Raw genomic sequence first — 21,190 nt, 5'->3', positions numbered from 1 at the left:
ACAGTGTTAAGTAGCCAAGAATCATTGTCGTTAGCTGAATTGGTGCGTGCCGCCAACATTGCCCGAGCAGACAAGCGTAGCGAATTCATTGCGGCTCGCCGTGCTCTTCGCTGGTTTTTGGCTCAGCAGAAGGGCGACGAGCCCTCTCATGTTGAATTTAATCATGTATCCGGCCCTTTGCAACCTGTTGGTCATTACCGTGACCTAACTTGCTCCCTAGCCCATCGGCATGGCCGCATTGGCTATTAGTGCTACAGGCCCGATTGGTATCGACATGGAGCACGTGATACCACATCGAGCTGGTTCGCTCAGTTCCGATTTGCTGCATGGACTTCCAGTTGATATGATACAGATCAAGCCAGTGCAGCTGTTTGCAGCCTGGTGCGAATTGGAGGCACTCAGCAAGATGCAGCAAGTCGATCTACCGGTGCTCTTGCCACAGTGGTGGCAACTTTGCCAAACTGCTGGTTTGCCGACAGTCATGCCAAAAGAACGCTACATCACGGATATACGTCTTTCTCATTGGGAGCCCTTCCCCTCATGGCGACTGGTGCTTGCATCCGAGGATTCGGTTTTTATCAACATCAGAGTTGATGCTTGAGTGTCGGGCTGTTGTTGCGATAAATGTTATATCTACGGTACGGACATAAACTTCCGCAATGCTATACAACGGCACCAAGAGTAGTTTTGGGTTCAATTCCGTATTGCTCCACCAATAAAACTTGCAAAGACCCCCTCTTTGCATTTCGATCAACCCCGTCAGCCCCCAAGCTTGGCGGGGTCTTCACTTGTGCTTGCGAACTTCGCCACTCGCCGCAACCCGTGATTTCGGCGTTTCTGCCCCGGTTTTCCTCTCTCTTTCTCTACTCCCTGCGGACGTGCAAACGACCAAGTCCGCAACACAAGCTCCTTCAAAATCAACAACTTACGCATTGCTTTGACCACGGATGCTTTTTCGAGCATCGGGCGGCATCGCAAAAACAGCGAGAGAAAGAATCCCCTCAAGTCCGCGCAACAGGCTGTGTTTGGCACGCACGCACCTTGGCAACCACATCGGTAACACGCTGGCGTTGAGCCTGCTAGCACAACGGCGTGTCGATGGCCAAGTCAAACAGCACGATTCCCTCGGGCAACGTTTCGTCAAAGATCGCCGCCTGGGTGAGTCTTGTCCAACGAGGTGTGAGCCTGAAGCGGGGGTTGTGATTCCAACGAGGTATGAGCCTGAGCGGCAGGTTGGGGTCGATCATTTTTCGCATGGTGATCGACATGGACGAATCCCGTCTTCAGACAATCTCGCAACTGCAAGCCTTTCTGGCCGGCACGCTCGAAGTGCGTTTTTGCGTTCCCGACAGCGACGACGCTCGCTACGCTCACATCGTCGCGGTGGCCGTGCGGCTGGACTACGCCAAGCTCAAGCGCCCCGACAAGGGCGTGGTGTTGCGCTACCTGCAACGCACCAGCGGCTACTCGCGCGCCCAACTCACCCGGCTGCTCATGCGCGTTGTACACGGCGCGAGCCTGCACAAGCGCTATCGCAGTCCGGCTCATGCCTTCGCGCGGCGCTACACGCCGGGCGACACCGTGGTGCTGGCCGAAGTGGACCGCGCCCACGGTACGCTCTCGGGGCCTGCCACGGTGCACCTGCTTGGCCGGGCATGGGCTGGCGGCGACGCTCGCTTCGAGCGCCTGGCCAGGTTGTCGGTCTCGCACCTGTACAACCTGCGCGCCAGCAAGGTCTACAAGGCCCAACGTGTGAGCGTCAACAAGACGCGGCCCGTTGCTCACCCCATCGGGCTGCGCCGCGCGCCGAGCCCACAAGGACGCCCGGGCTTCATCCGCATCGACTCGGTCCACCAAGGCGATCTGGACGGCACCAAAGGGGTCTATCACATCAACGCCGTGGACATCGTCACCCAGTGGGAGGTGCTGGCCTGCTGCGAGCGCATCAGCCAAGCCTACCTGCTGCCCGCCCTGGAGGCCCTCATCGAGCAGTTCCCCTTCGTGATCCTGGGCTTGCATTCGGACAACGGCAGCGAGTACATCAACAAGGTGGTGGCCGAGAGCAAGAACGCCTCGGTCGTCAGAAAGACCTTCGGCTACAGCCATATCCCGCAGCGCTTGGCCGCGCGCATCGATACGTTCTGCCGCGAGCATCTGAATCCCTACGTGAACCTGCATCGCCTCAGCATGTTCGCCAAGGAGATCGTCGATACCAAGGGCAAGGTGCGCAAGACCTACCCCCACGACATGGTGCAAACCCCGCTGGAGAAGCTCGCCAGCCTGGCCGACGCCCAGCAGTATCTGCGCCCTGGCATCACCATCGAAGACCTACAGGCTAAGGCCGCCCAGATCAGCGATCTGGACGCGGCCAACGCCATGAATGTCGCCCGCTCTAAACTCTTCGACCTGTTCAACCGACGACCCAAAGAAGCCGCCTGAATCATCTCTCGTGGCCCCTGCATTCAGGCTCATTGACCTTGCCCCTGGAATCCGTACCCCATAGCGGAGTCACGAATTGGCTTGCTTGGCCTGAGCCGCATACCAGTCTTGCTCGAACCGCACCGGGCTGACGTACGCCAGCGTGGAGTGCAGCCGGGTGCGGTTGTACCAGAGTACCCAGGCGATGACCTCGTCCTTGGCCTGGCGCCGCGTCACGAAGCGCTGCCCATGCAGTCGCTCCACCTTCAACGAACCGAACAGGGTCTCGCTGCAGGCGTTGTCCCAGCAGTTGCCCTTGCGGCTCATCGAGGCCGTGATGCCGCACTGGGCGAGCACGTCCCTGAAGTCCTCGCTGGCGTATTGGCTGCCCCGGTCGCTGTGCAAGATCAGCCCGGCATGCTTGCGCGGATGGCGCTTGAACCAGGCCATGCGCACAGCATCGATGACGATGTCGCGCGTCATGTCCTGGCGCAGTGACCAGCCCACCACCTGGCGGCTGAACAGGTCGATCACCACGGCCAGCAACAGCCAGCCTTCGTCGGTTGCGATGTAGGTGATGTCGCCCACCCAGACCTTGTCGGGTTCGGCCACATCGAACTGCCGATCCAGCAGATTGGGGGCGATCGGCAGGTCATGCTTGCTGTCCGTGGTGACCTTCAAGCGGCGCTTGCCCTTGGCCCGGATGCCGTGCAGTTGCATGAGCTTGCGCACCCGCTCCTTGCCCACCCGGATGCCCCTGGCCAGCAGTTCCTTCCACGTGCGCGGCCAGCCGTAGCCGCCCCGCGTTTCGGCGTGGATCACCTCGATGTGCACCAGCAGCGCGTCGTCGCTGAGATGGTGCCGCTGGGCCGCGCTGGCTCTACGAACGAAGTGTTCGTGGTAGCCGGTGATGCTGGCCTGCAGGACTCGGCACTGCACCGAGATCGGCCACGCCTGGCGGTTGCGGTGAATGAAGGCGTACTTCAGGTGTGCGCCTTCGCGAAGTACGCCGTCGCTTTTCCCAGGATGTCACGCTCCATCTTCACGCGTGCCAGCTCCGCGCGCAGCCGGCTGATCTCCATCTGCTCGACGCTCACTGCCTTGCTGTCAGCGCCTGTGAGCTTGCCCAGGCGATCCGCCTTGACCCAGTTGAACAGCGTCTGTTCCACCACGCCCAGCGTCCTGGCCGCCGCTGCGATGCTCTGGCCGCCATGGACCAGTCGCACTGCCTCCTTATATCTTTCAGATCATTCAAACTTCAGTGGTCAAGGCGTGATTGCCAGCCTTGATTGCTGAACTGGTTGACTCACCACCGTGCAGCCTGTGTCTCCTGCGAGCCCGAGCTCGAATTTCAGCCCAGGGCGCACGGTGGTGGTCTGTTTGTTCTGCCGCATCCCGAATGGTTGACCGAACACATTTCGTATTCATAAGGCTGGGAGCCACAGGACTTGTATGAGTGAACCCGTTTATGTAGGTATCGACGTGGCCAAGCGCACCTTCGAGGTGGCCACCACTGGTCAAGCACAGACCTTCAGTCTTGGCAACGATGAGGCCGGGCATGCCCAGCTGTGCCAACTGCTGGCGCCGCTGTCGCCGCGCCTGGTGCTGCTGGAGGCCACCGGCGGCTACGAGCAGTACCTGGCGCTTGCCTTGTCCGCGGCAGGCTTGCGTGTGTCGGTGATCAATCCGCGCCAGGCGCGCGACTTTGCCCGTTGCATGGGCAAACTGGCCAAGACCGATCGCATCGATGCGCAGGCGCTGCGCGGCTTTGCCGCCTTGCTGGACGCCCAGGGTCATGAGCCGCGCATGCTGGCCGACGAGCAGCAGCGCGCGTTGACCGCCCTGGTGGTGCGCCGCCGCCAACTCGTGGCCATGCTGGTGGCCGAACGCCAGCGACTGGCCCTGGCACATCCCAAGGCCAAGCCCAGCATCTTGCGGATCATGGCTACCATTGCCGAGCAACTCAACGACCTGGACGGGCAGCTCAAGGAGCATGTCTTGGCGCACCACGCCGATCTGGCGGCCTTGCTGACCTCGGTCAAGGGCGTGGGTCCCACCACGGCCAGCACGCTGCTGGCGCAACTACCCGAGCTGGGCCAGCTCAATCGCAAGCAGATCACCTCGCTGGTGGGCTTGGCCCCCATCAATCGGGACTCGGGCACGCTGCGTGGACAGCGCCACATCTTCGGTGGTCGCGCCGACGTGCGCCGCGTGCTGTTCGTGGCCGCCTTGGTAGGCACGCGCTTCAATCGCGTGCTCAAAGCCTTCTATGCAAGGCTGCTGGCCGCCGGCAAGCCCAAAAAGGTCGCTCTGCTCGCCTGCATGCACAAGCTGTTGGTCATCTTGAACGCCATCGCTCGCACCAAGTCGCCTTGGCGCAACGAACTTGCTCAAGCGGTTTGACTTAGTCATTCAAGATGGTTGCTGCTTGAATTCCAGCGTGTAGCGCGCCCGCACTGTCTTCGTCATTTCCGTTTTCCTTGCTTGCATTGAACCACTCAGCAAGGGATACGTTTTTCGGGGGCAAGGTCATATACCTGAATTGGAAAAGACTTGGTGCAGTGGACTAGTGGACCATAACGTTTAAATAGATAGTAAAATTACCTCCTTGGAGGACACGATGAACTTGACCGAAGCCGAAATCGTGGAACTGCGCCAGCAAGCCAATGGAAGGTCCGTTCGAGCGGATTTGGCGCGTCGTGCGCGTCTGATCTTGCTGCTTGCCGAGGGACTGACCTGGAGCGCCATCAGGGCCAAGCTCGATTGCAATGACAGCTACATTGCTCTCTGGAGCAAGCGCTTTGCCGCTGACCGTTTGGCAGGCTTGTTTTCTCGCCATGCCGGTCGCCAGCGCTACAAGGTCACCGACCGCCTTGAGGCGCGTGTGTTGGCGCGCACGACCAAGCACAAGCCCGCCGATGGTTCCACGCACTGGTCCACGCGCAAACTCGCTGCCGAACTTGGTGGCGACATCTCGCACATGACCGTGGCGCGCATCTGGGCCAAGCACGGACTCAAACCGCATCGGCTCGAAGGCTATCTCGCCTCCAACGATCCGGACTTTGAAACCAAGGCAGCCGATGTCATCGGCTTGTATCTGAACCCGCCGCAGCATGCGGCCGTCTTCAGCGTCGACGAGAAGACGGCGATTCAGGCGCTCGATCGCAAAGACCCGGTGCTGCCGCTCACGCCGGGGCGTGCCGAGCGTCATGGCTTTGAGTACTTCAGGCATGGAACGCTCTCGCTGTACGCCGCCTTCAATACCAAGACCGGAGAAGTGCTGGGCAAGACCGCCACGCGGCATACCTCGTCCGAGTTCGTCTCCTTCCTCGCCGACATCGTGGCCCATCAGCCGCGCGGCAAGGAAATTCACGTCATCGTCGACAACCTCTCGGCACACAAGACCAAGCTGGTTGACGCGTTCCTCCGTGAGCATCCGAACCTGCGTATGCACTTCACGCCGACCTACTCGTCATGACTCAACCAGGTTGAGCTGTGGTTCGCCAAGATTGAGCGCGACGTGATCGCTCGCGGCGTATTCACCTCGGTACCCGATCTCAAGAGAACGCTCATGCGCTACATCCGCAAGTACAACGAGCAACCCAAGTCCGTGCAGTGGAAGTACTTCGACCCAACTCGGAGAATTGCTCCTGATTCAATCATTACAGTCCACTAGTGTCGCGTCACCGATCAGATGTCGTAGGCTGCGCGCAGCCATCGGAGCGCAGCGCAAGGCGCATCGCGCAGCCCATACCGAGCGTATTGGCAAGCGATGCAACGCCGCGATGCGCTTCGATGGCCAGCGCAGACCGACAGATGATCGGTGACGCGACACTAGTCCACTGCACCATTGAAACAACACCCCATTTGTGGTTAAATGCAACGCATGGGAAAAATGAATCTGACCGACGCCGAGCGAGACAAATTGCTGACCGCCACGCGTAGCCGCACGGCGCGCGTGGCGGACGTGCGCAGGGCCAAGCTGATCCTCATGCTCGAAGAGGGTCAGTCGCGCGACACCATCATGCAAAGGCTCGAATGCGACTCGCGTTTCATCTCCCGCTGGTCCAGCCGCTTTCTCAGCGAGCGCCTGGCGGGCATGTACGCCCGGCACCCGGGACGCGCGCCCAAGCAGCCACCGGCAAAACTGGAAGCGCGGGTGCTCAACTACACGCTCAGGCGCAAGCCGAGCGATGGCTCCACGCACTGGAGCAGCTACAAGTTGTCGGCTGAACTTGGCGACGTATCCGTTTCTGCTGTTCAGCGCATCTGGCGCAAGCACAACGTGCGAGCGCAAAGGCTGGATCGACACATGGTGTCCAACGACCCGGACTTCGAGACCAAGGCGGCCGATGTGATCGGGCTGTACCTCAATCCACCGGCGCACGCCGTGGTGTTCTGCGTCGATGAGAAGACCGCCATCCAGGCACTCGATCGCAAGGACCGGATGCTGCCGCTGTCGCCAGGGCGTGCCGAGAGCCACGGATTCGAGTACAAGAGAAACGGCACGCTGAGCTTGTTCGCGGCGCTGAACACCGCCACCGGCCAGGTGCTGGGCAAGACCGCGGCGCGCCACACCAGCGAGCAATTCGTCGCCTTCCTTACCGACATCGTCGCCAGCCAGTGCGAGCGGCAGGAGATCCATGTCATCTGCGACAACGTCAGCAGCCACAAGACCCAGCGCGTGCGGGACTTCCTTGTACAGCACGGCAACGTGCGCATGCACTTCACACCCACGTACTCGTCGTGGCTGAACCAAGTGGAGAACTGGTTCTCGCGCATTCAGCGTGATGTCATAACCCGCGGCGTATTTACCTCGGTGAAGGACTTGGGGCGAAAGCTGATGCGCTACATCCGCGAACACAACAAGAATCCCAAGCCCATCAAGTGGAAGTACGACGATCCATCACGGCGCATTCGGCAGGTGCTTATTCAATGATGCAGTGGACTAGCCCTGGCGCTTGGTCCGCGTGCCGTTGGCCATGCGGCGCGCCGTGGCTTGGCCCGCCTGCGGCAGCCGCTCGCGCAGGAACGCGATCAGTTCCTGCGCCACCATGTTGCGCATCGGCCCCGGCAGATAGGCCAGCACCACGCGGCGTTCGATGCGCGGCTCGAGCAGGGGCACCACCGCCAACTCGGGATCGCGCAGCGGCGCGGTGTACAGGCGCGGCATCAGCCCCAGCGCCTGCCCGCTTCGCACCAGCGCATAAAGCGTTTCAGAATAGCTCACGCGCCAGGGCTCGGTACCCTGCGCGAATTGCGCGCGCGCCGGGTTGCCCAGCGCCGGCATGCTGCCGCTTTCGAACAGCACGAGGCGCTCGCGGCCGATGGCCTCCCATGTGGCTCCGCCCGCCGCCGCCAGCGCATGGTCGCGGCGCACCACCAGCACCAGCGGATCGCGCAACAGGTCGATGCAGGTCAGCCCGCCCGGCGGCTCGGTGATGGCGGCCACCGCCATGTCGAGCTGGCCGCTGCGCAGTTCGGCCAGTAGCGCGGTCGAGGGGGCGTCGCGCCAAGCCAGTTCCACTTCCCGCTCGCCGGTTTTCAGGAACTCGCTCGCCGCCGCCGCGACGCGCGCGCTGGCCGAGGGAATCACGCCGATGCGCACGAAGGCCCGGCCGCGCTGCACCGTGCCCTCGATGTCGCGCAGCGCCACCGCGAAAGAGTGGACCAGGAAATCCGTGCGCACCAGCACCTCGGCGCCCACGGGCGTGAGTTCGAGGCGGTGGGTGGTGCGCGTGAGCAGTTCGGCACCGAGCAGTTTTTCCATTTGCTTGATCGCGTTGCTGAGCGCGGGCTGGGTGATGGCCAGCCGCTTCGCTGCGCGGCCGAACTGCCCTTCTTCCACCAGCACCGAGAAGAACTGCAACTGGCGCAGTGTGAGCGCCCGCAGCGGCAAGGGCGTGGACAAGGTGGCCATGGGCGCTCCGGTTATCGACTCAGTGAATCAAATTATAGAAATTCAAAATTTTCCTTATGTCCCGCGTCTGCCTAGACTGCGCGCATGACCCCTGCCGGCCCCACCCCCGCCCCGCTCACGCTGGAGGCCATGCTGCGGGCGCTGCCCAAGGTCGAGTTGCACGCCCACCTGTTCGGCACGGTGCGCCACGAGACCTTCGAGCAGCTCAACCAGCGCGCTGGCGCACCGCTGGCCGCCAGCGAAATCGAGAGCTTCTACACGCGCAGCGAAAAGCCGGCCGGCGTGCTGCGCGTGCTGCGCGCGCTCGACGCCCAGTTGGTGCGCTGCGCCGACGACCTGTACCAGCTCACGCTCGAATACCTGCAGGACGCGGCCGCCCACAACGTGCACCATGCCGAGTTCTTCTGGAACCCAACCGGCACGGTGCACGCCTCGTGCATCGCCTACCCGATGGCGCAGGCCGCCATCGTCCGCGCGATCCGGGATGCGCAGCAGGACTTCGGCATCACCGGCCGCCTCATCGCCGCCATCGACCGCGAGGCCAGCCCCGAGGCCGCCGTGGAAATGGTCGAGTGGGTGAATGCGAATCGCTGCGACGAGGTGATCGGCATCGGCATCGACTACCGCGAGAACGACCGGCCGCCGGAGCTCTTCATGCAGGCCTATGCCGAAGCCAAACGAGCGGGCCTCAAGACCACGGCGCATGCCGGCGAGTTCGGCATGCCGTGGACTTACGTGCGCAGCGCGCTGGACATGCTGAAGGTCGACCGCATCGATCACGGCTACACGGTGGTCGACCGGCCCGAGTTCGCGCGCGAGTGCGCCGAGCGCGGTGTGCTCTTCACCGTGGTGCCGACCAACTCGTACTACCTGCGCACGCTGCCGCCCGAGCGCTGGGCGCTGGACCATCCGATCCGCCGCATGCCCGGCCTGGGCCTGCGCATCCACCCCAACACCGACGACCCGAGGCTGCACGAGGTCACGCCCACGCAGGCCTGGCTGATGATGGTGCGCGACTTCGGCTTCGGCCTGGACGACCTGCGCGGCTTCATGCACAACGGCCTCGACGGCGCATGGATCGACGACACGCAACGCCGCGCCTGGCGCGCGCAATGGAGCGACGCGTTCGACACGCTGCGCGCACGCCTGCCCACCGCATCGCTCCCCGGCACTCAAGGAGGAACCCCGCCATGACCCACCGCCGCCTGCTCCTCGCCGCCGCGCTCTGCGCGGCATTACCCGTTGCGGCGCTCGCGCAAGCGTGGCCCGACGCCAAGCCGATCACCCTGATCGTTCCGTACACTGCGGGCGGCAGCGTGGACGTCAACGCGCGCCTGGTCGCCGCGCGCCTCGGCGAGCGGCTCAAGCAGTCGGTCGTGATCGAGAACGTGAGCGGCGCGGGCGGCGCCATCGGCGTGGCCAAGGCCGTGAACGCGGCGCCCGACGGCTACACACTGGTGGTCGGGCCCGACAGCGCCATCGCCATCGGCAAACTGGTCAACCCTGCGGCCTTCCGCTTCGATCCGCTCAAAGACTTGGCGCCGGTCGGCCTGCTCAACACCGCGCCGATGGTGCTGGTCGCACGCCCCGGCCTGGAGGCGCAAACCTATGCCGACTTCGTGCAGCTCGCAAAAGCCAAACCCGGCAAGTACAACTACGCCACCTCGGGCGTGGGCACCGTGCTGCAGTTGGCGATGGAACTGCTCAAGGAGCGCAGCGGCATCTTCGTCACGCATGTGCCCTATCGCGGCGGCGCGCAGATCGCCACCGACGTGATCGGCAATCAGATTGACCTCGCGATGCTGGTCAGCACCAGCGCCATCCCGCATGTGAACGGCAAGCGGCTGAAGGCGCTCGGCATCACCGGCACCCAGCGGCTGGCCGCCTTGCCCAACGTGCCCGCGTTCGACGAGATGCCCGGCATCGAGGGCTACGACATGGTGAGCTGGACCGGCATCTTCGCGCCCGCGAAAACGCCGCCCGCGCTGGTGCGGCACATCAACCAGGAACTCAACGCCGTGCTCCGGGAGGACGCCGTGCGCAGCAAACTGGTGGGGCAAGGCGCGCTGCCCGGCAGCGGCACGCCCGAGGACTTCGGCCGCTTCGTGCAGACCGAGTACGCGCGCAACCAGAAGATCGTGCAGAGCGCCAACATCAAGGAGTGAGCGCCTGGCCGGCGCCCGGCGGCGCTGGCTGAGCCGATGCGCCGGCGCGGTGGGCGCCCGGAGCATAGGCGGCCAGCGCGGCTTCGATGGCATCGACCGCCGTGCGGATCCAGCCCGCCACCTGCGCTGCGCGCTCATCGCCGAGGCGGGGCGCGATGGTCGATACGCTGATGCCCGCCATCGGAAGACCGCGCGGATCGCGGAGCGCCAGCGCCACCGTGCGCACGTCGGGAATCTCCAGCAGGTCGCGCACGATGTAGCCGCGCGAGCGCCCGCGCCCGATGCAGCGGCGCAGGACTGCTTCGGAATAGCGCGGGAATTTCTTGAGCGTGCGGTCGAGGTTGGCGCGGCACACGCGGTTGAGTTCCTCGTCGTCCATCGCGCTCAGGATGGCGGCAGAGCCGCCGCCCACCGTCAGTGGCCGGCGCCGGCCGATCTCCAGCACGTAGACCTTGATCGGCGCATCGCCTTCGGCCCTGTCGGTGCAGACCCCATCCAGGCCCGATCGCTCCGTCAGGAACACGGTGTCGCCCGTCAGTTTGGCAATGCGCTGCAGGTGCGGATGACAGATGTCGCGCAGCGCCAGTTTGGGCGAGGCGGCCAGGCCCATCTCGTACATCGCAGGCCCGAGGAAATAGCGGTGCGTGTGGCTGTCCTGGCGCAGCAGACGCTCGGCCACCAGTGATTGCAGCAATCGATGCACCGTGGGCCGCTCCAGGTCTGCGGCGCGGTACAAGTCCGCCAAGCGCAGGCCCGAGCGTTGGCCCGCAGCGACCAGCCGCATCAGCAGCGCAATGCGCTGCACCACCTGGCTGCCTGCCACGCGGGCCGGCTGCGGATCGTCTTCACGTATCGGCATATGGACTCATTTGCAAGAGAGATTGCGTGATCTTAGCGCCGGCTTTCCTATGATCGATGGGGCCGGGAATGTCCATATACCGGCAGCAAGGAGAATCGGGCCATGAATTTCGAGTTGCCGGACACCGTGCGGATGATCCGCGACACGGTGCGCGACTTCACCCGGCGCGAATTGATTCCCCATGAGGCGCTCGTCGTGCGGCGCGAGGCCGAGCGTGGCCTGCGCGATGATCCGCTGCTGCCCGAGGATGTGGAACACGAACTGCAGCACAAGGCCCGCATGATCGGTCTTTGGGGCATCGATGTGCCGCAGGAGTTCGGCGGTCAGGCCCTCGGCATGCTTGCCAAGTGCGTGGTCACGGAGCAACTCAAGCACTCGATCGTTCCGTTCGTTGCGCCGCCGGACAGCCCCAACCTGTACCTGCTCAACGATCAGTGCCGGGGCGCCCAGATCGACAAGTACCTGTTGCCCTATCTGCGCGGCGAAAAGAAAAGCTGCATCGCGTTGTCCGAGCAAGGAGCAGGCTCGGATGCGGCCGGCATCCGCACCAGCGCCGAGCGGCGCAACGGCAAGTGGGTGATCAATGGCGCAAAAATGTGGATCAGCCATGCGCGCCGCGCACACTTCATGATCGTGGTGGCGCTCACGGACCCGGCCAAGGGCGCGCGCGGCGGCATGACGGCTTTCCTCGTCGACCGCGAGACGCCGGGGGTCAGCATCCCCGGCTCGTACCCGATGATCGGCGAATACCACCCTTACCAAGTGTTCTTCGACAACGTGGAACTCGGTGACGGCCAGGTGTTGGGCGAGGTCGGCCAGGCGTTCATCCCGATCACCAACCGGCTCGGAGTGCGCCGCCTGGACATCGCTTCACGCTGCCTGGGTTTGGCGCAGCGTTGCCTGCAGATGATGATCGAGCAGGCCAACACACGCAAAACCTTCGGCGCCTTGCTCGCCGACCGGCAAGCCATCCAGTGGATGATCGCCGACAGTTGGCAGGAGTTGGAGATGGTGCGGCTGCAGGTCTACCAGTTGGCCTGGAAGATCGACCAGGGCGCCCAGGACTTCCGCCGCGACGGCTCCATGGTCAAGGTGCAGGCGACCGAGCTGATTGCCCGTGTTGCCGACCGCGCAATCCAGCTCTTCGGCGGCATGGGATTGTCCAAGGAACTGCCGCTCGAATACATCGCCCGCTCGGCGCGCGTGCTGCGGATCGTCGAGGGGCCGAGCGAGGTGCACCGCTGGGTGATCGCGCGCGACTTGCTCAAGAACGGGCTGCCGCAGGGCTGAGGTTTTGGCCAGGGGCACGGTGCCGCAGTGCATGGTGCGCGGTGCAGCGCCCGGGCATCTTCACAAATTCATAGAAACACGATCAAAATTTACTTGATTTGAAAATATTCAAGTCATAGACTGGGCTACCCCCACGATGAGGCGGCCTCGATCCGCCCGAGACAGGAGTGACATGCTTGGCTCCGAATTGATTGTGCGAACCCTGGCACGGCATGGCGTGACGACGATCTTCAGCCTCTGCGGCAACCAGATCACGCCGCTGTACGACGCCTGCATCGACGCCCGAATCCGCATCGTCCATGTCCGCCACGAGGCGGCCGCCGTGTTCATGGCCGAGCATTGATTGGCCACGATCGAGGGGCACCCCCATGGAAACGAAGACACATGCAGCCAGCACCCGGGACCCGCAGCGCATGCTCAGCGTGCGCATCGATCGCGGCCGCCACGCTGGCGCTGGCGACTACGCCAGCTACCTGATCCCGTGGCGCGAGAACCAGACCATTCTCGATGTCGTCACCGAGATCCAGCGCACCCTGGAGCCGACGCTCTCGTACCGCTTCGCCTGCCGCGTCGGTGTTTGCGGCTCGTGCGCGATGACGGTCAACGGCCGGCCGCGCTGGACCTGTCGCACCCATGTGCGCCGGGTCGAGGAGGACGGGCAGATCGTGATCGAGCCGCTGCGCAACATGCCGCGCATCAAGGACTTGGTGGTCGACATGTCCGGGTTTTTCGACAAATGGAAAAAGGCCGGCAACCGCTTCGTGGGCACGGCCACGCGCAACGATCCGCCGGCGAACATCGCGCCCCAAAGCAGGCGGCGCAAACTGGCCGATGCCGCCATCGAATGCATCAACTGCGGGGTCTGCCATGCCGCCTGCGATGTGGTTGCGTGGGACCGGCAATACCTCGGCCCGGCCGCGCTCAACCGGGCCTGGAGCCTGTTCAACGACGAACGCCACGCCGACCCCCGGGCCGTGCTCCGGCAGGCCAGTGCAGGCAGCGGATGCAACGCCTGCCACAGCCAGGGCAACTGCATGACGCATTGCCCGGTGCACCTGAGCCCGACCGGCTCGATCGCGGGCTTGAAGAAGAACGCGCTGATGCTGTTCCTGCAGGGAGGTTGAGATGGAGCAAGGTCTTTTCGCGCTGCAAAGGCTCAGCGCCATGGCCATGGCGCCTTTCGTGCTGGTGCATCTGGGTCTGATTTTGTACGCAGCGCGCGCCGATCTCACGGCCCAGGACATCCTGGCGCGCACCCGGGGCAGTTGGGGCTGGATCGCTTTTTACACGCTGTTCGTGCTGAGCCTGAGCATCCATGTGCCCATCGGTCTGCGCTGCATCCTGATCGAGTGGACGCATCTGGGTCGCCGCGCAGCCAGCGTGCTGTGCCTGGTCTTCGCGCTGGCGCTGCTGTTCATGGGTTTGCGCGCCGTGGTCGCGCTGGGAGGGCTGGCAGCATGAGGTCGCCGCGCAACCACCGGGCCTATTGGGCCTTTCTCGGGCATCGCATCTCGGGCCTGGCGCTGGGGCTGTTCCTGCCGGCCCACCTTTATGTCCTGGGTCTGGCATTGGAGGAAAGCCGGCGCCTGGAGCAATTTCTGAAGTTCGCGGAGCTGGGCGCCGTCAAGTTCGGCGAATGGGGCCTGGTCATTTTGCTGTCGGTCCACATGTGCTTTGGCCTGCGCCTGCTGGCGCTGGAGTTGCTGCCCTGGAGCAGCAGCCGCGATGCGCGGCTGTCATGGATCACCTGGGGCGCGGTGCTCTCTGCCGTGGTCGGTGTGGTGTTGGCCGTCAGGGTGATGCGATGAACAGGCCAATGTGCAGCACCGATATGTGCCAGACCGATATCCTGATCCTTGGCACCGGTGGCGCCGGTCTGTTCGCGGCGCTGCATGCCAAAAAGGCCAGCCCCGGGTTGCGCGTGAGCGTCGCGGTCAAAGGGCTGCTGGGCAAATGCGGCTGCACCCGCATGGTCCAAGGGGGCTACAACGTGGCGCTGTCGGCCGGCGACTCGGTCGAGCGCCACTTCATGGACACCATCGAGGGCGGCAAATGGCTGCCGCGCCAGGACCTGGCCTGGCGGCTGGTCGAAGGCGCGATCGAGCGCGTGCGCGAACTGGAAAACGAGATCGGCTGCTTCTTCGACCGCAACCCCGACGGCACGCTGCACCAAAAAGCCTTCGCCGGCCAGAGCTTCGACCGCACCGTGCACAAGGCGGACCTGACCGGCATCGAGATCATCAACCGGCTGATGGAGCAGGTGCGCGCGCTCGATGTCCAGGAGTTCGAGGAACACCGCGCGATCGAACTGATTCCGGCCAGCGACGGCTCGGGCATTGCCGGCGTGCTGTTCATCGACATGCGCACAGGCCGCTACCGCGTGGTGCAGGCCAAGGCCGTATTGCTGGCCACCGGCGCCGGCCCGACGATGTACCGCTATCACACACCCTCGGGCGACAAGACCTGCGATGGCCTGGCGATGGCGCTGCGCTACGGCCTGCGCCTGCGCGACATGGAGATGGTGCAGTTCCATCCCACGGGCCTGCTCGGCGGCCCGGACACGCGCATGACCGGAACGGTGCTCGAAGAGGGCTTGCGCGGCGCCGGCGGCTACCTGCTCGATGGCAGCGGCGAGCGCTTCATGGCCCGCTACGACGCCCGGGGCGAACGCGCGACCCGCGATGTGGTCAGCCGCAGCATCTACGCGGAAATGCGCGCCGGTCGAACCAGCCCCATGGGCGGGGTCTACCTGCAGATGAGCCACCTCGGCCCCGAAAAGGTTGCCAAGACCTTCCCGGGCATGGTCCATCGCTGCCTGGACTGCGGCTTCGATCTTGCCGGCGGTCGCGTCGAGGTGGTGCCGACCGCGCATTACCTGATGGGCGGGGTCGAATTCGACGTCGACTGCTCGACCGCTGCGCCGGGCCTGTTCGCCGCCGGCGAAGACTGCGGCGGGGTGCATGGCGCCAACCGCCTCGGCGGCAACGGGGTCGCCAACTCCACCGTTTTCGGTGCCATTGCCGGCGACTCGATGGCCGCCTATGTGCAGCGCAACCCGGCGTGGCGCGACCTGGACCGGCACATGATCGCGCAGGGCGTGGAGCGCGCCGAATATCCGTTCTCCCGGCCACCGGATTCCATCCACAGGCTGCGCAGCGCGCTGGCGCAAACCATGTGGGACGAGGTGGGCGTGCTGCGCCACCAGGCGGCGCTGGAAAACGGCCTCGAACACCTGGCCGGGCATCGCCGGGCGCTGTCGGCGCTGGGCGTGAGCGGCAACGACCGGCGCTACAACGTCAGTTGGCACGACTGGCTCGACCTCGAAAGTCTGCTCGATATCTCCAAGGTCATCACCGTCTGCGCGCTGGCCCGCGAGAACAGCCGTGGCGCGCATTTCCGCGAAGATTTTCCCGAGGCCGGCGCGTTGCACAGCAGTTGCTACACGCGCGTTGCCGGGCAAGGCGACAAGCTCGAACTGGAAATGGTTCCGGTGTCGTTCGACATCGTCCGGCCGGGCCATTCACTGCTTGGCGGCGCAGCCGGGCAAGCCGGCAACACCGCAGCGCAAGGGCGGCCGTGATGAAGATACCGATTCGACAAGTGCAACAGGCCGCGCTCGAAATCATGCGCCGGGCCGCGATCGACATTCCGGTGGACTACAAGACAGGCATCGAGGAACTGCAAAAGTCCGAGACCGGAAAGCTGTCCCGGTTCGTGATCCACACCATGCTCGAAAACTGGCAGGCGGCCAGTGAAGACCGGCGGCCGATGTGTGCCGACACCGGGCTGCCGCGCTACTACGTCAAGGCCGGCAACGAAGCCTCGGTCGAGTCCGGCTTCGTGGCGCTGGAGCAGGCGCTGCGCCAGGCCACGGCCGATGCCACGCAACTGGTGCCGCTGCGGCCCAATCGCGTGCACCCGCTGTGGCGCACCGATAACGGCAACAACGTCGGCATCAACGCGCCCGAAGTCGAATGGTCGTTCGAGCCCGAGGCCGACTGGATCGACATCACCACGGTGCACAAGGGCGGCCTGTTCGGCACCGACTACCGCATGCTGTTCCCGGGCGATGGCATCGCCGGCATCAAACGCTTCGTGCTCGACACGCTGATCGCCTTCGGCAAGCGCGGACTGGCCTGCCAGCCCGCCATCATCGGCATCGGCCTGGGCGGCTCCAAGGACAGTTGCATGCAACTGGGCAAGCAGGCCGCCTGCCTGCGCGTGGTCGGCGACCGCAATCCCGACCCGAAAATCGCCGATTTGGAGCGCGAACTCAAAACGCTGGGCAACGCCATCGGCATGGGCGCGATGGGCTTCGTCGGCTCGTCGATGGTGGTCGACTGCCACATCGAAGTCGGCCATACGCACACCGGCGGCATGCCGATCAGCATGCACAGCTTCTGTCTGTCGTCCAGGCGCGCCACGGCCCGCATCCATCCCGACGGCAGCATTGCCTACCGCGCGGACCCGCAGTGGTTCACGCCTTACCACCGCCGCGAGAGCATCGCATGGTGAGCCACCCGTCCGACGCGATGAAGGTATTTCATCTGCAACTTCCGGCCACGACGGCAGACCTCGCGCTGCTGGAACTCGGCGCGGCCGTGTACCTGAACGGGCTTGTCTACACCGCGCGCGAAGGGGTGTACAAAAAGGTGCTCGACCAGCACAGCGCACTGCCTGTCGACCTGGCCGCGCTCGGCAACGTGAACTTCCACTGCTCGCCGGCCGCAGCGCCCGACGGGCATGGGGGCTACAAGGTCGGCGCGGTCACGGCAACGGCCAGTTTCCGTTTTTCCAAATGGATGCCCGAGTGGCTCGAAAAGACCAAGTGCCGCATCCTGATCGGCAAGGGCGGCATGCCCGCCGAGGACTACCGCAAGGTGCTGGCGCCCGGCGGCGCAATCTACCTGACCACCGTCGGCTATGGCACCGGCGCACTGCTTGGCCGGGGCATCCGGAAGGTTCGCGCCGTGCACTGGCTGGACGACTTGGGCATTGCGCAGGCGCTGTGGCTCTTTGAGGTGCAGCACTTCGGCCCCTTCATCGTCGAGAGCGACCTGCAGGGCAACTCGCTGTTCGCGCAGCATGGCCAAGCCATCAACGCCGGTATCGACAAGCTCTACGCCGGCCTCGGGCCGCCGGCCTTGCATCGCCATGGCGACAGCGACGACCGCAAAAACGAAGTCATCTGAAGCAGGAAACCGCCATGGCCATCGTCTACGCCAGTTCGTTGCCGTTCTGCCCGGTCAAGGACTGCACGCCATGGTTCGAGCGCTTGCCGATCAGCCGCGCCCACCGCGCCCACCGCGCCAGGATCGTGGGCGGCAATGCGCAGCGCCTGCCCGGCATGTGAACCGGGGCGGCCGGGATAATCTGCTTTTTTTCCTGAAGGCAGATCAAACCATGGACGTCAAAACCCTCTACACGCTGATTGCAGTGGCCGATCGCGGCAGCTTTGCCGAGGCCGGCAATGCACTCGGCCTCTCATTGTCGGCCGTCAGCATACAAATGCGGGCGCTCGAAGAAGAATTGGGAACGACCATTTTCGACCGCAGCCGCCGTCCACCGGTACTGACCGAGTCCGGCATCACACTGACGCAGCGCGCACGCGAATTGATCGCCCATTGGGAAAGCATGAGCGAGGCGCTGAAAAAAGACGCCTCGGGCGGTTTGTTGAAACTCGGCGCGGTGCACACCTGTGTGTCAGGCATATTGCCACTGGCACTCAAACAGATGCAGGAAAAAGGCCAGCGCATTGATTTTCACGTCACCACCGGACTGACCCATGAACTGGAGAAAGCCGTTTTTCATCGGCACCTCGATGCCGCCATCGTGACCCGGCCCGAAGACCTGCGGGAAGACCTGGAATTCTTCCCGTTCATCGACGAAGCGCTGATGGTGATCACGCATGAAACGACCAGGGAAACGACCGACAAGAAAATCCTCGAAGGCACGCCCTATGTGCGTTTCAATCGCGCGGCGCGGGTCGGCAGTCAGATACAGCAGGAAATCACCCGGCGCGCCATCGTGGTTCGATCGGTGATGGAGATCGACACCCTCGAAGGCGTTGTCGCAATGGTGGCAAACGGCCTCGGCTCGTCCATCGTCCCGGCGCGGCGGGTGGCCAATGATTTTCCGAAAAGCATCAAGACCGTGCCATTCGGCAAGCCGCAATTGATTCGCCGGCTGGGAGTACTGCAGCCGCGCAACCACCCGCGTGCCCATCTGTCGCAAATGCTCATCGATGCATTGCGTGCAGTGGCCCAAACCGCCGCGCCATTCGAGCACTGAGCGCCCTGCGTCTCGCACCAACCGATGGCAACGTTAGCAACGATGGCAACGAAAGACTGGAGACCGCATGAGCCACGTCAACGATACTGCCATCACGCGCCGGCGCTGCCTTGGGGTCACCTGCCTGTCCATGGCGTCCCTGATGGGCATTCCATGCGCCGCGCAGGCGCTCGAATGGCCGGACAAACCCGTGAAAATCATCATTCCATTTTCAGCGGGAGGCGCGACCGATTCATTGGGCCGGGCGCTGGCACTGGAATTGGGAAAACGCTGGAAACAATCGGTGATCGTCGACAACCGCCCCGGCGCCGGGGGCGCGCTGGGAGCAGAGGCGGCCGCCAAGTCGCCCCCGGATGGCCATACGCTGCTGCTCGCCTCGGGCAGCATGTTCACGGTCAACCCCTTCATCTATCAAAAACTCCCTTATTCGATAGACAGCTTCGAGATGATCACCAAAGTGGCCAGCGGGCCGATGGTGATTACCGTGAATGCGGCACTCCCGGTCAAGAGCCTGAAGGAATTGATTGCCTGGGCCAAAAACCATCCGGGGGTATTGCATTTCGCGTCCGCCGGCAATGGCAGCCAGGTGCATATGGCGGGCGAATCTTTTGCCGATGCCGCCGGCATCGAGATGATTCATGTACCGTACAAAGGCGAAGGCCCGGCCTACAGCGACCTGATGGCCGGAATTTGCGAAGTCGCCGTCGCCAATATCAACACCATGGTGCCGTTGCTCAAGGGCGATCGCCTGCGCGCATTGGCCGTCACCAGCCATGAACGCTCGGTTTTGCTGCCGAACATACCGACCGCTGCCGAAGCCGGATTACCGGGATTCGATTTCATCAGTTGGTTCGGCCTGATGGCCCCGGCCGGAACAGCCAAATCCCTGCGCCACCGGATATATGAAGACCTGCGCAGCGCATTGGATCAGCCAGGGCTGAAACGCTATTTCCAGGACCTGGGCATGACGCCGGTATTGTCCGAACCCGGAACGCTGGCGCAAGACATCGCCAGGGAACAGGCGCATTGGAAAACCCTGATCGCCAAGCGCGGCATTCATGTCAAATAATGCCGGACGAGGCCATGAAAAACCATGCCATGGACGCCGCAATGGCCGTTGCCACGGTCAGCGCAGCCCTGCCGACATCCATAGTGCCGATGGCACATGCCGCCGACGCTTATCCGGCAACGCCGATGACCATCGTCGTCCCGTTCAGCGCGGGCGGCGATGGCGATCGATCGGCACGGAATCTGTCGGTATCGGCCAGCGTCCTTTGGGAGCAGCCGGTGCCAATGACGCCATTGGCACCCTGTTCATCGAGCAAGCCAGGCCCGACGCTCATACGCCGCTGCGGGCGCGGAACGGAAAATAGGTGGGCCACGGCTTTCACATCCACCAAAATCTGTTCAAAAACACAGGTTTGCAGATGAAATAGGCTGCTGATGAGCGCATCGGATCATTTCATCCTGCTGTCTGCCATTACCCTGGCCTATGCCGTATTCGGCATGACGGGCTTTGGCGCTGCGATGGTGGCGGTGCCGATTCTGGTGCACATCCTGCCGCTCGAATTTGCCGTGCCGTTGATCCTGCTGATGGATATCGTGGCTACCGTGTCGGTTGCGCTCAAAAGCCGGCGCCATGTGGTTCTGGCCGAACTGCTCAGGCTGCTGCCGTCCTTGCTCGTCGGGGTCTTGCTCGGCGCGACGATTCTTTCGCGGATCAAGTCCGGCTGGCTGCTGATCGCGCTGGGCGTTTTCGTGCTGGCCATGAGCGCGCGGAGTTTCTTCATGCGGCGGGCCGCAGCACAGCCGATAGGCTGGCAATGGTCCGTCCCGGCCGGTATGGCGGGCGGTATTTTCAGTGCCCTGTTCGGCACCGGCGGGCCTGTCTATACGATGTATCTGGCGCGCCGATTACCTGACTTGGAGGCTTTCAGGGCCACCATTGCGGCGCTCATTTTTCTGAGTGCCATCGCCCGATCGGGGGCCTTTGCGGTCACCGGGCTGCTGCAAGAGCCGTTGTTCACGACAGCGCTGCGCTGCCTGCCGTTTTGCCTGCTGGGGCTGTTCGCCGGCTCCATGCTCAGGCGCCGGGTGCCGCCCCCTATGGCCAGGAATCTGCTGCTGGCGCTGCTGTCCGCAGGGGGCTTGGGCGCGATTTATCGCGGCCTGTCTTTGTAAGCAGCGCCAGCCGGTGCGCGCGGGCGGCCATGTCCGGCGGGTTGCACTGCACGCCTGTGCCTGTGC

Annotated in this window: 24 protein-coding genes and 1 pseudogene; 20 read left to right on the top strand and 5 right to left on the bottom strand. The window is 63.8% G+C overall.

Going from position 1 to position 21,190, the window contains the following annotated elements; all coding sequences use genetic code 11:
• The first annotated feature begins 229 nt into the window (after positions 1–229).
• A complete protein-coding gene (locus tag VEIS_RS28705) occupies positions 230–601 on the top strand; it encodes a 4'-phosphopantetheinyl transferase family protein (protein WP_157048495.1) in 372 nt (123 codons plus the stop codon).
• Positions 602–1,079: 478 nt separating this feature from the next.
• Here the strand turns inward: VEIS_RS28705 and VEIS_RS29730 are convergent, their stop codons facing one another.
• The gene (locus VEIS_RS29730) at positions 1,080–1,268 is read right to left on the bottom strand and encodes a hypothetical protein (RefSeq protein WP_198138081.1); all 189 of its coding nucleotides are present in this window, start codon (positions 1,266–1,268) and stop codon (positions 1,080–1,082) included.
• Between VEIS_RS29730 and VEIS_RS12330 the strand changes: the two genes are divergently transcribed.
• The gene (locus VEIS_RS12330; protein WP_232287675.1) at positions 1,267–2,439 is read left to right on the top strand and encodes a transposase family protein; all 1,173 of its coding nucleotides are present in this window, start codon (positions 1,267–1,269) and stop codon (positions 2,437–2,439) included. The genes VEIS_RS29730 and VEIS_RS12330 overlap by 2 nt on opposite strands.
• Before the next feature lie 69 nt (positions 2,440–2,508).
• On the opposite strand, the gene VEIS_RS12325 is transcribed toward VEIS_RS12330, so the two are convergent.
• A protein-coding gene (locus tag VEIS_RS12325; protein ID WP_076611854.1) for an IS3 family transposase occupies positions 2,509–3,644 on the bottom strand; the annotation gives its coding sequence in 2 pieces (ribosomal slippage) (positions 2,509–3,440 and positions 3,440–3,644; 1,137 coding nt in all).
• Between the two features lie 226 nt (positions 3,645–3,870).
• On the opposite strand from VEIS_RS12325, the gene VEIS_RS12315 reads away from it, so the two are divergent.
• Both VEIS_RS12315 and VEIS_RS12310 read left to right on the top strand, forming a co-directional pair.
• The gene (locus VEIS_RS12315; RefSeq protein WP_011810270.1) at positions 3,871–4,821 is read left to right on the top strand and encodes an IS110 family RNA-guided transposase; all 951 of its coding nucleotides are present in this window, start codon (positions 3,871–3,873) and stop codon (positions 4,819–4,821) included.
• 217 nt (positions 4,822–5,038) lie between these two features.
• Positions 5,039–6,094, top strand: a pseudogene (locus VEIS_RS12310) (IS630 family transposase).
• Here VEIS_RS12310 and VEIS_RS26205 read toward each other — a convergent pair.
• Complete coding sequence (locus VEIS_RS26205) at positions 6,074–6,253, bottom strand: hypothetical protein (protein ID WP_232287674.1); 180 nt, start codon at positions 6,251–6,253, stop codon at positions 6,074–6,076. The pseudogene VEIS_RS12310 and the gene VEIS_RS26205 sit on opposite strands and share 21 nt — an antisense overlap.
• A 42-nt stretch (positions 6,254–6,295) precedes the next feature.
• Between VEIS_RS26205 and VEIS_RS12305 the strand changes: the two genes are divergently transcribed.
• The gene (locus tag VEIS_RS12305) at positions 6,296–7,357 is read left to right on the top strand and encodes an IS630 family transposase (protein ID WP_011810268.1); all 1,062 of its coding nucleotides are present in this window, start codon (positions 6,296–6,298) and stop codon (positions 7,355–7,357) included.
• 9 nt (positions 7,358–7,366) lie between these two features.
• On the opposite strand, the gene VEIS_RS12300 is transcribed toward VEIS_RS12305, so the two are convergent.
• Positions 7,367–8,338, bottom strand: coding sequence for a LysR family transcriptional regulator (locus VEIS_RS12300; RefSeq protein WP_011810267.1), 972 nt, complete (start codon positions 8,336–8,338; stop codon positions 7,367–7,369).
• A gap of 84 nt (positions 8,339–8,422) precedes the next feature.
• Between VEIS_RS12300 and add the strand changes: the two genes are divergently transcribed.
• Together add and VEIS_RS12290 are read left to right on the top strand one after the other, a co-directional pair.
• The gene (add, locus tag VEIS_RS12295) at positions 8,423–9,532 is read left to right on the top strand and encodes an adenosine deaminase (protein ID WP_011810266.1); all 1,110 of its coding nucleotides are present in this window, start codon (positions 8,423–8,425) and stop codon (positions 9,530–9,532) included.
• Positions 9,529–10,503, top strand: a complete 975-nt coding sequence (locus VEIS_RS12290; protein ID WP_011810265.1) for a Bug family tripartite tricarboxylate transporter substrate binding protein — start codon at positions 9,529–9,531, stop codon at positions 10,501–10,503. The genes add and VEIS_RS12290 overlap by 4 nt, the downstream gene beginning before the upstream one ends.
• On the opposite strand, the gene VEIS_RS12285 is transcribed toward VEIS_RS12290, so the two are convergent.
• Positions 10,493–11,362: an IclR family transcriptional regulator gene (locus tag VEIS_RS12285; RefSeq protein ID WP_011810264.1), complete on the bottom strand. Its 870-nt coding sequence runs from the start codon at positions 11,360–11,362 to the stop codon at positions 10,493–10,495. The genes VEIS_RS12290 and VEIS_RS12285 overlap by 11 nt on opposite strands.
• A 102-nt stretch (positions 11,363–11,464) precedes the next feature.
• Between VEIS_RS12285 and VEIS_RS12280 the strand changes: the two genes are divergently transcribed.
• The 13 genes from VEIS_RS12280 (at position 11,465) to VEIS_RS12235 (ending at position 21,124) form a co-directional block, all read left to right on the top strand.
• The gene (locus VEIS_RS12280) at positions 11,465–12,652 is read left to right on the top strand and encodes an acyl-CoA dehydrogenase family protein (RefSeq protein ID WP_011810263.1); all 1,188 of its coding nucleotides are present in this window, start codon (positions 11,465–11,467) and stop codon (positions 12,650–12,652) included.
• A gap of 172 nt (positions 12,653–12,824) precedes the next feature.
• A complete protein-coding gene (locus tag VEIS_RS26200) occupies positions 12,825–12,995 on the top strand; it encodes a thiamine pyrophosphate-binding protein (RefSeq protein ID WP_011810262.1) in 171 nt (56 codons plus the stop codon).
• 25 nt (positions 12,996–13,020) lie between these two features.
• The gene (locus tag VEIS_RS12275; RefSeq protein ID WP_011810261.1) at positions 13,021–13,776 is read left to right on the top strand and encodes a succinate dehydrogenase/fumarate reductase iron-sulfur subunit; all 756 of its coding nucleotides are present in this window, start codon (positions 13,021–13,023) and stop codon (positions 13,774–13,776) included.
• A 1-nt stretch (position 13,777) separates the two neighbouring features.
• Positions 13,778–14,113: a succinate dehydrogenase membrane anchor gene (locus VEIS_RS12270; RefSeq protein WP_011810260.1), complete on the top strand. Its 336-nt coding sequence runs from the start codon at positions 13,778–13,780 to the stop codon at positions 14,111–14,113.
• Positions 14,110–14,460 carry a succinate dehydrogenase, cytochrome b556 subunit gene (sdhC, locus tag VEIS_RS12265; protein ID WP_011810259.1) on the top strand — a complete coding sequence of 117 codons (351 nt, stop codon included), beginning with the start codon at positions 14,110–14,112 and terminating at the stop codon, positions 14,458–14,460. The genes VEIS_RS12270 and sdhC overlap by 4 nt, the downstream gene beginning before the upstream one ends.
• A gap of 8 nt (positions 14,461–14,468) precedes the next feature.
• Positions 14,469–16,232, top strand: coding sequence for an L-aspartate oxidase (locus tag VEIS_RS12260; RefSeq protein ID WP_232287673.1), 1,764 nt, complete (start codon positions 14,469–14,471; stop codon positions 16,230–16,232).
• Complete coding sequence (locus VEIS_RS12255) at positions 16,232–17,167, top strand: fumarate hydratase (protein ID WP_041949995.1); 936 nt, start codon at positions 16,232–16,234, stop codon at positions 17,165–17,167. The genes VEIS_RS12260 and VEIS_RS12255 overlap by 1 nt, the downstream gene beginning before the upstream one ends.
• On the top strand, positions 17,161–17,844 hold the full coding sequence (locus VEIS_RS12250) for a fumarate hydratase C-terminal domain-containing protein (RefSeq protein WP_041949994.1): 684 nt from the start codon (positions 17,161–17,163) through the stop codon (positions 17,842–17,844). The genes VEIS_RS12255 and VEIS_RS12250 overlap by 7 nt, the downstream gene beginning before the upstream one ends.
• Positions 17,845–17,858: 14 nt before the next feature.
• Positions 17,859–18,005 (top strand): hypothetical protein, encoded by a 147-nt coding sequence (locus tag VEIS_RS28700; RefSeq protein WP_011810255.1) that lies wholly within the window; start codon positions 17,859–17,861, stop codon positions 18,003–18,005.
• Between the two features lie 50 nt (positions 18,006–18,055).
• A complete protein-coding gene (locus VEIS_RS12245; protein WP_011810254.1) occupies positions 18,056–18,943 on the top strand; it encodes a LysR family transcriptional regulator in 888 nt (295 codons plus the stop codon).
• A gap of 67 nt (positions 18,944–19,010) precedes the next feature.
• Entirely contained in the window at positions 19,011–20,012 is a 1,002-nt protein-coding gene (locus VEIS_RS12240) for a Bug family tripartite tricarboxylate transporter substrate binding protein (protein WP_011810253.1), read from the top strand.
• Between the two features lie 14 nt (positions 20,013–20,026).
• Positions 20,027–20,374 carry a hypothetical protein gene (locus VEIS_RS28695; protein ID WP_157048494.1) on the top strand — a complete coding sequence of 116 codons (348 nt, stop codon included), beginning with the start codon at positions 20,027–20,029 and terminating at the stop codon, positions 20,372–20,374.
• A gap of 12 nt (positions 20,375–20,386) precedes the next feature.
• Entirely contained in the window at positions 20,387–21,124 is a 738-nt protein-coding gene (locus tag VEIS_RS12235) for a sulfite exporter TauE/SafE family protein (protein ID WP_011810251.1), read from the top strand.
• Positions 21,125–21,190 lie beyond the last annotated feature (66 nt).

Origin of the sequence: Verminephrobacter eiseniae EF01-2, assembly GCF_000015565.1 — a bacterium.
Taxonomy (GTDB): domain Bacteria; phylum Pseudomonadota; class Gammaproteobacteria; order Burkholderiales; family Burkholderiaceae_C; genus Acidovorax; species Acidovorax eiseniae.
This window is presented reverse-complemented; position numbering and strand designations above follow the sequence as displayed.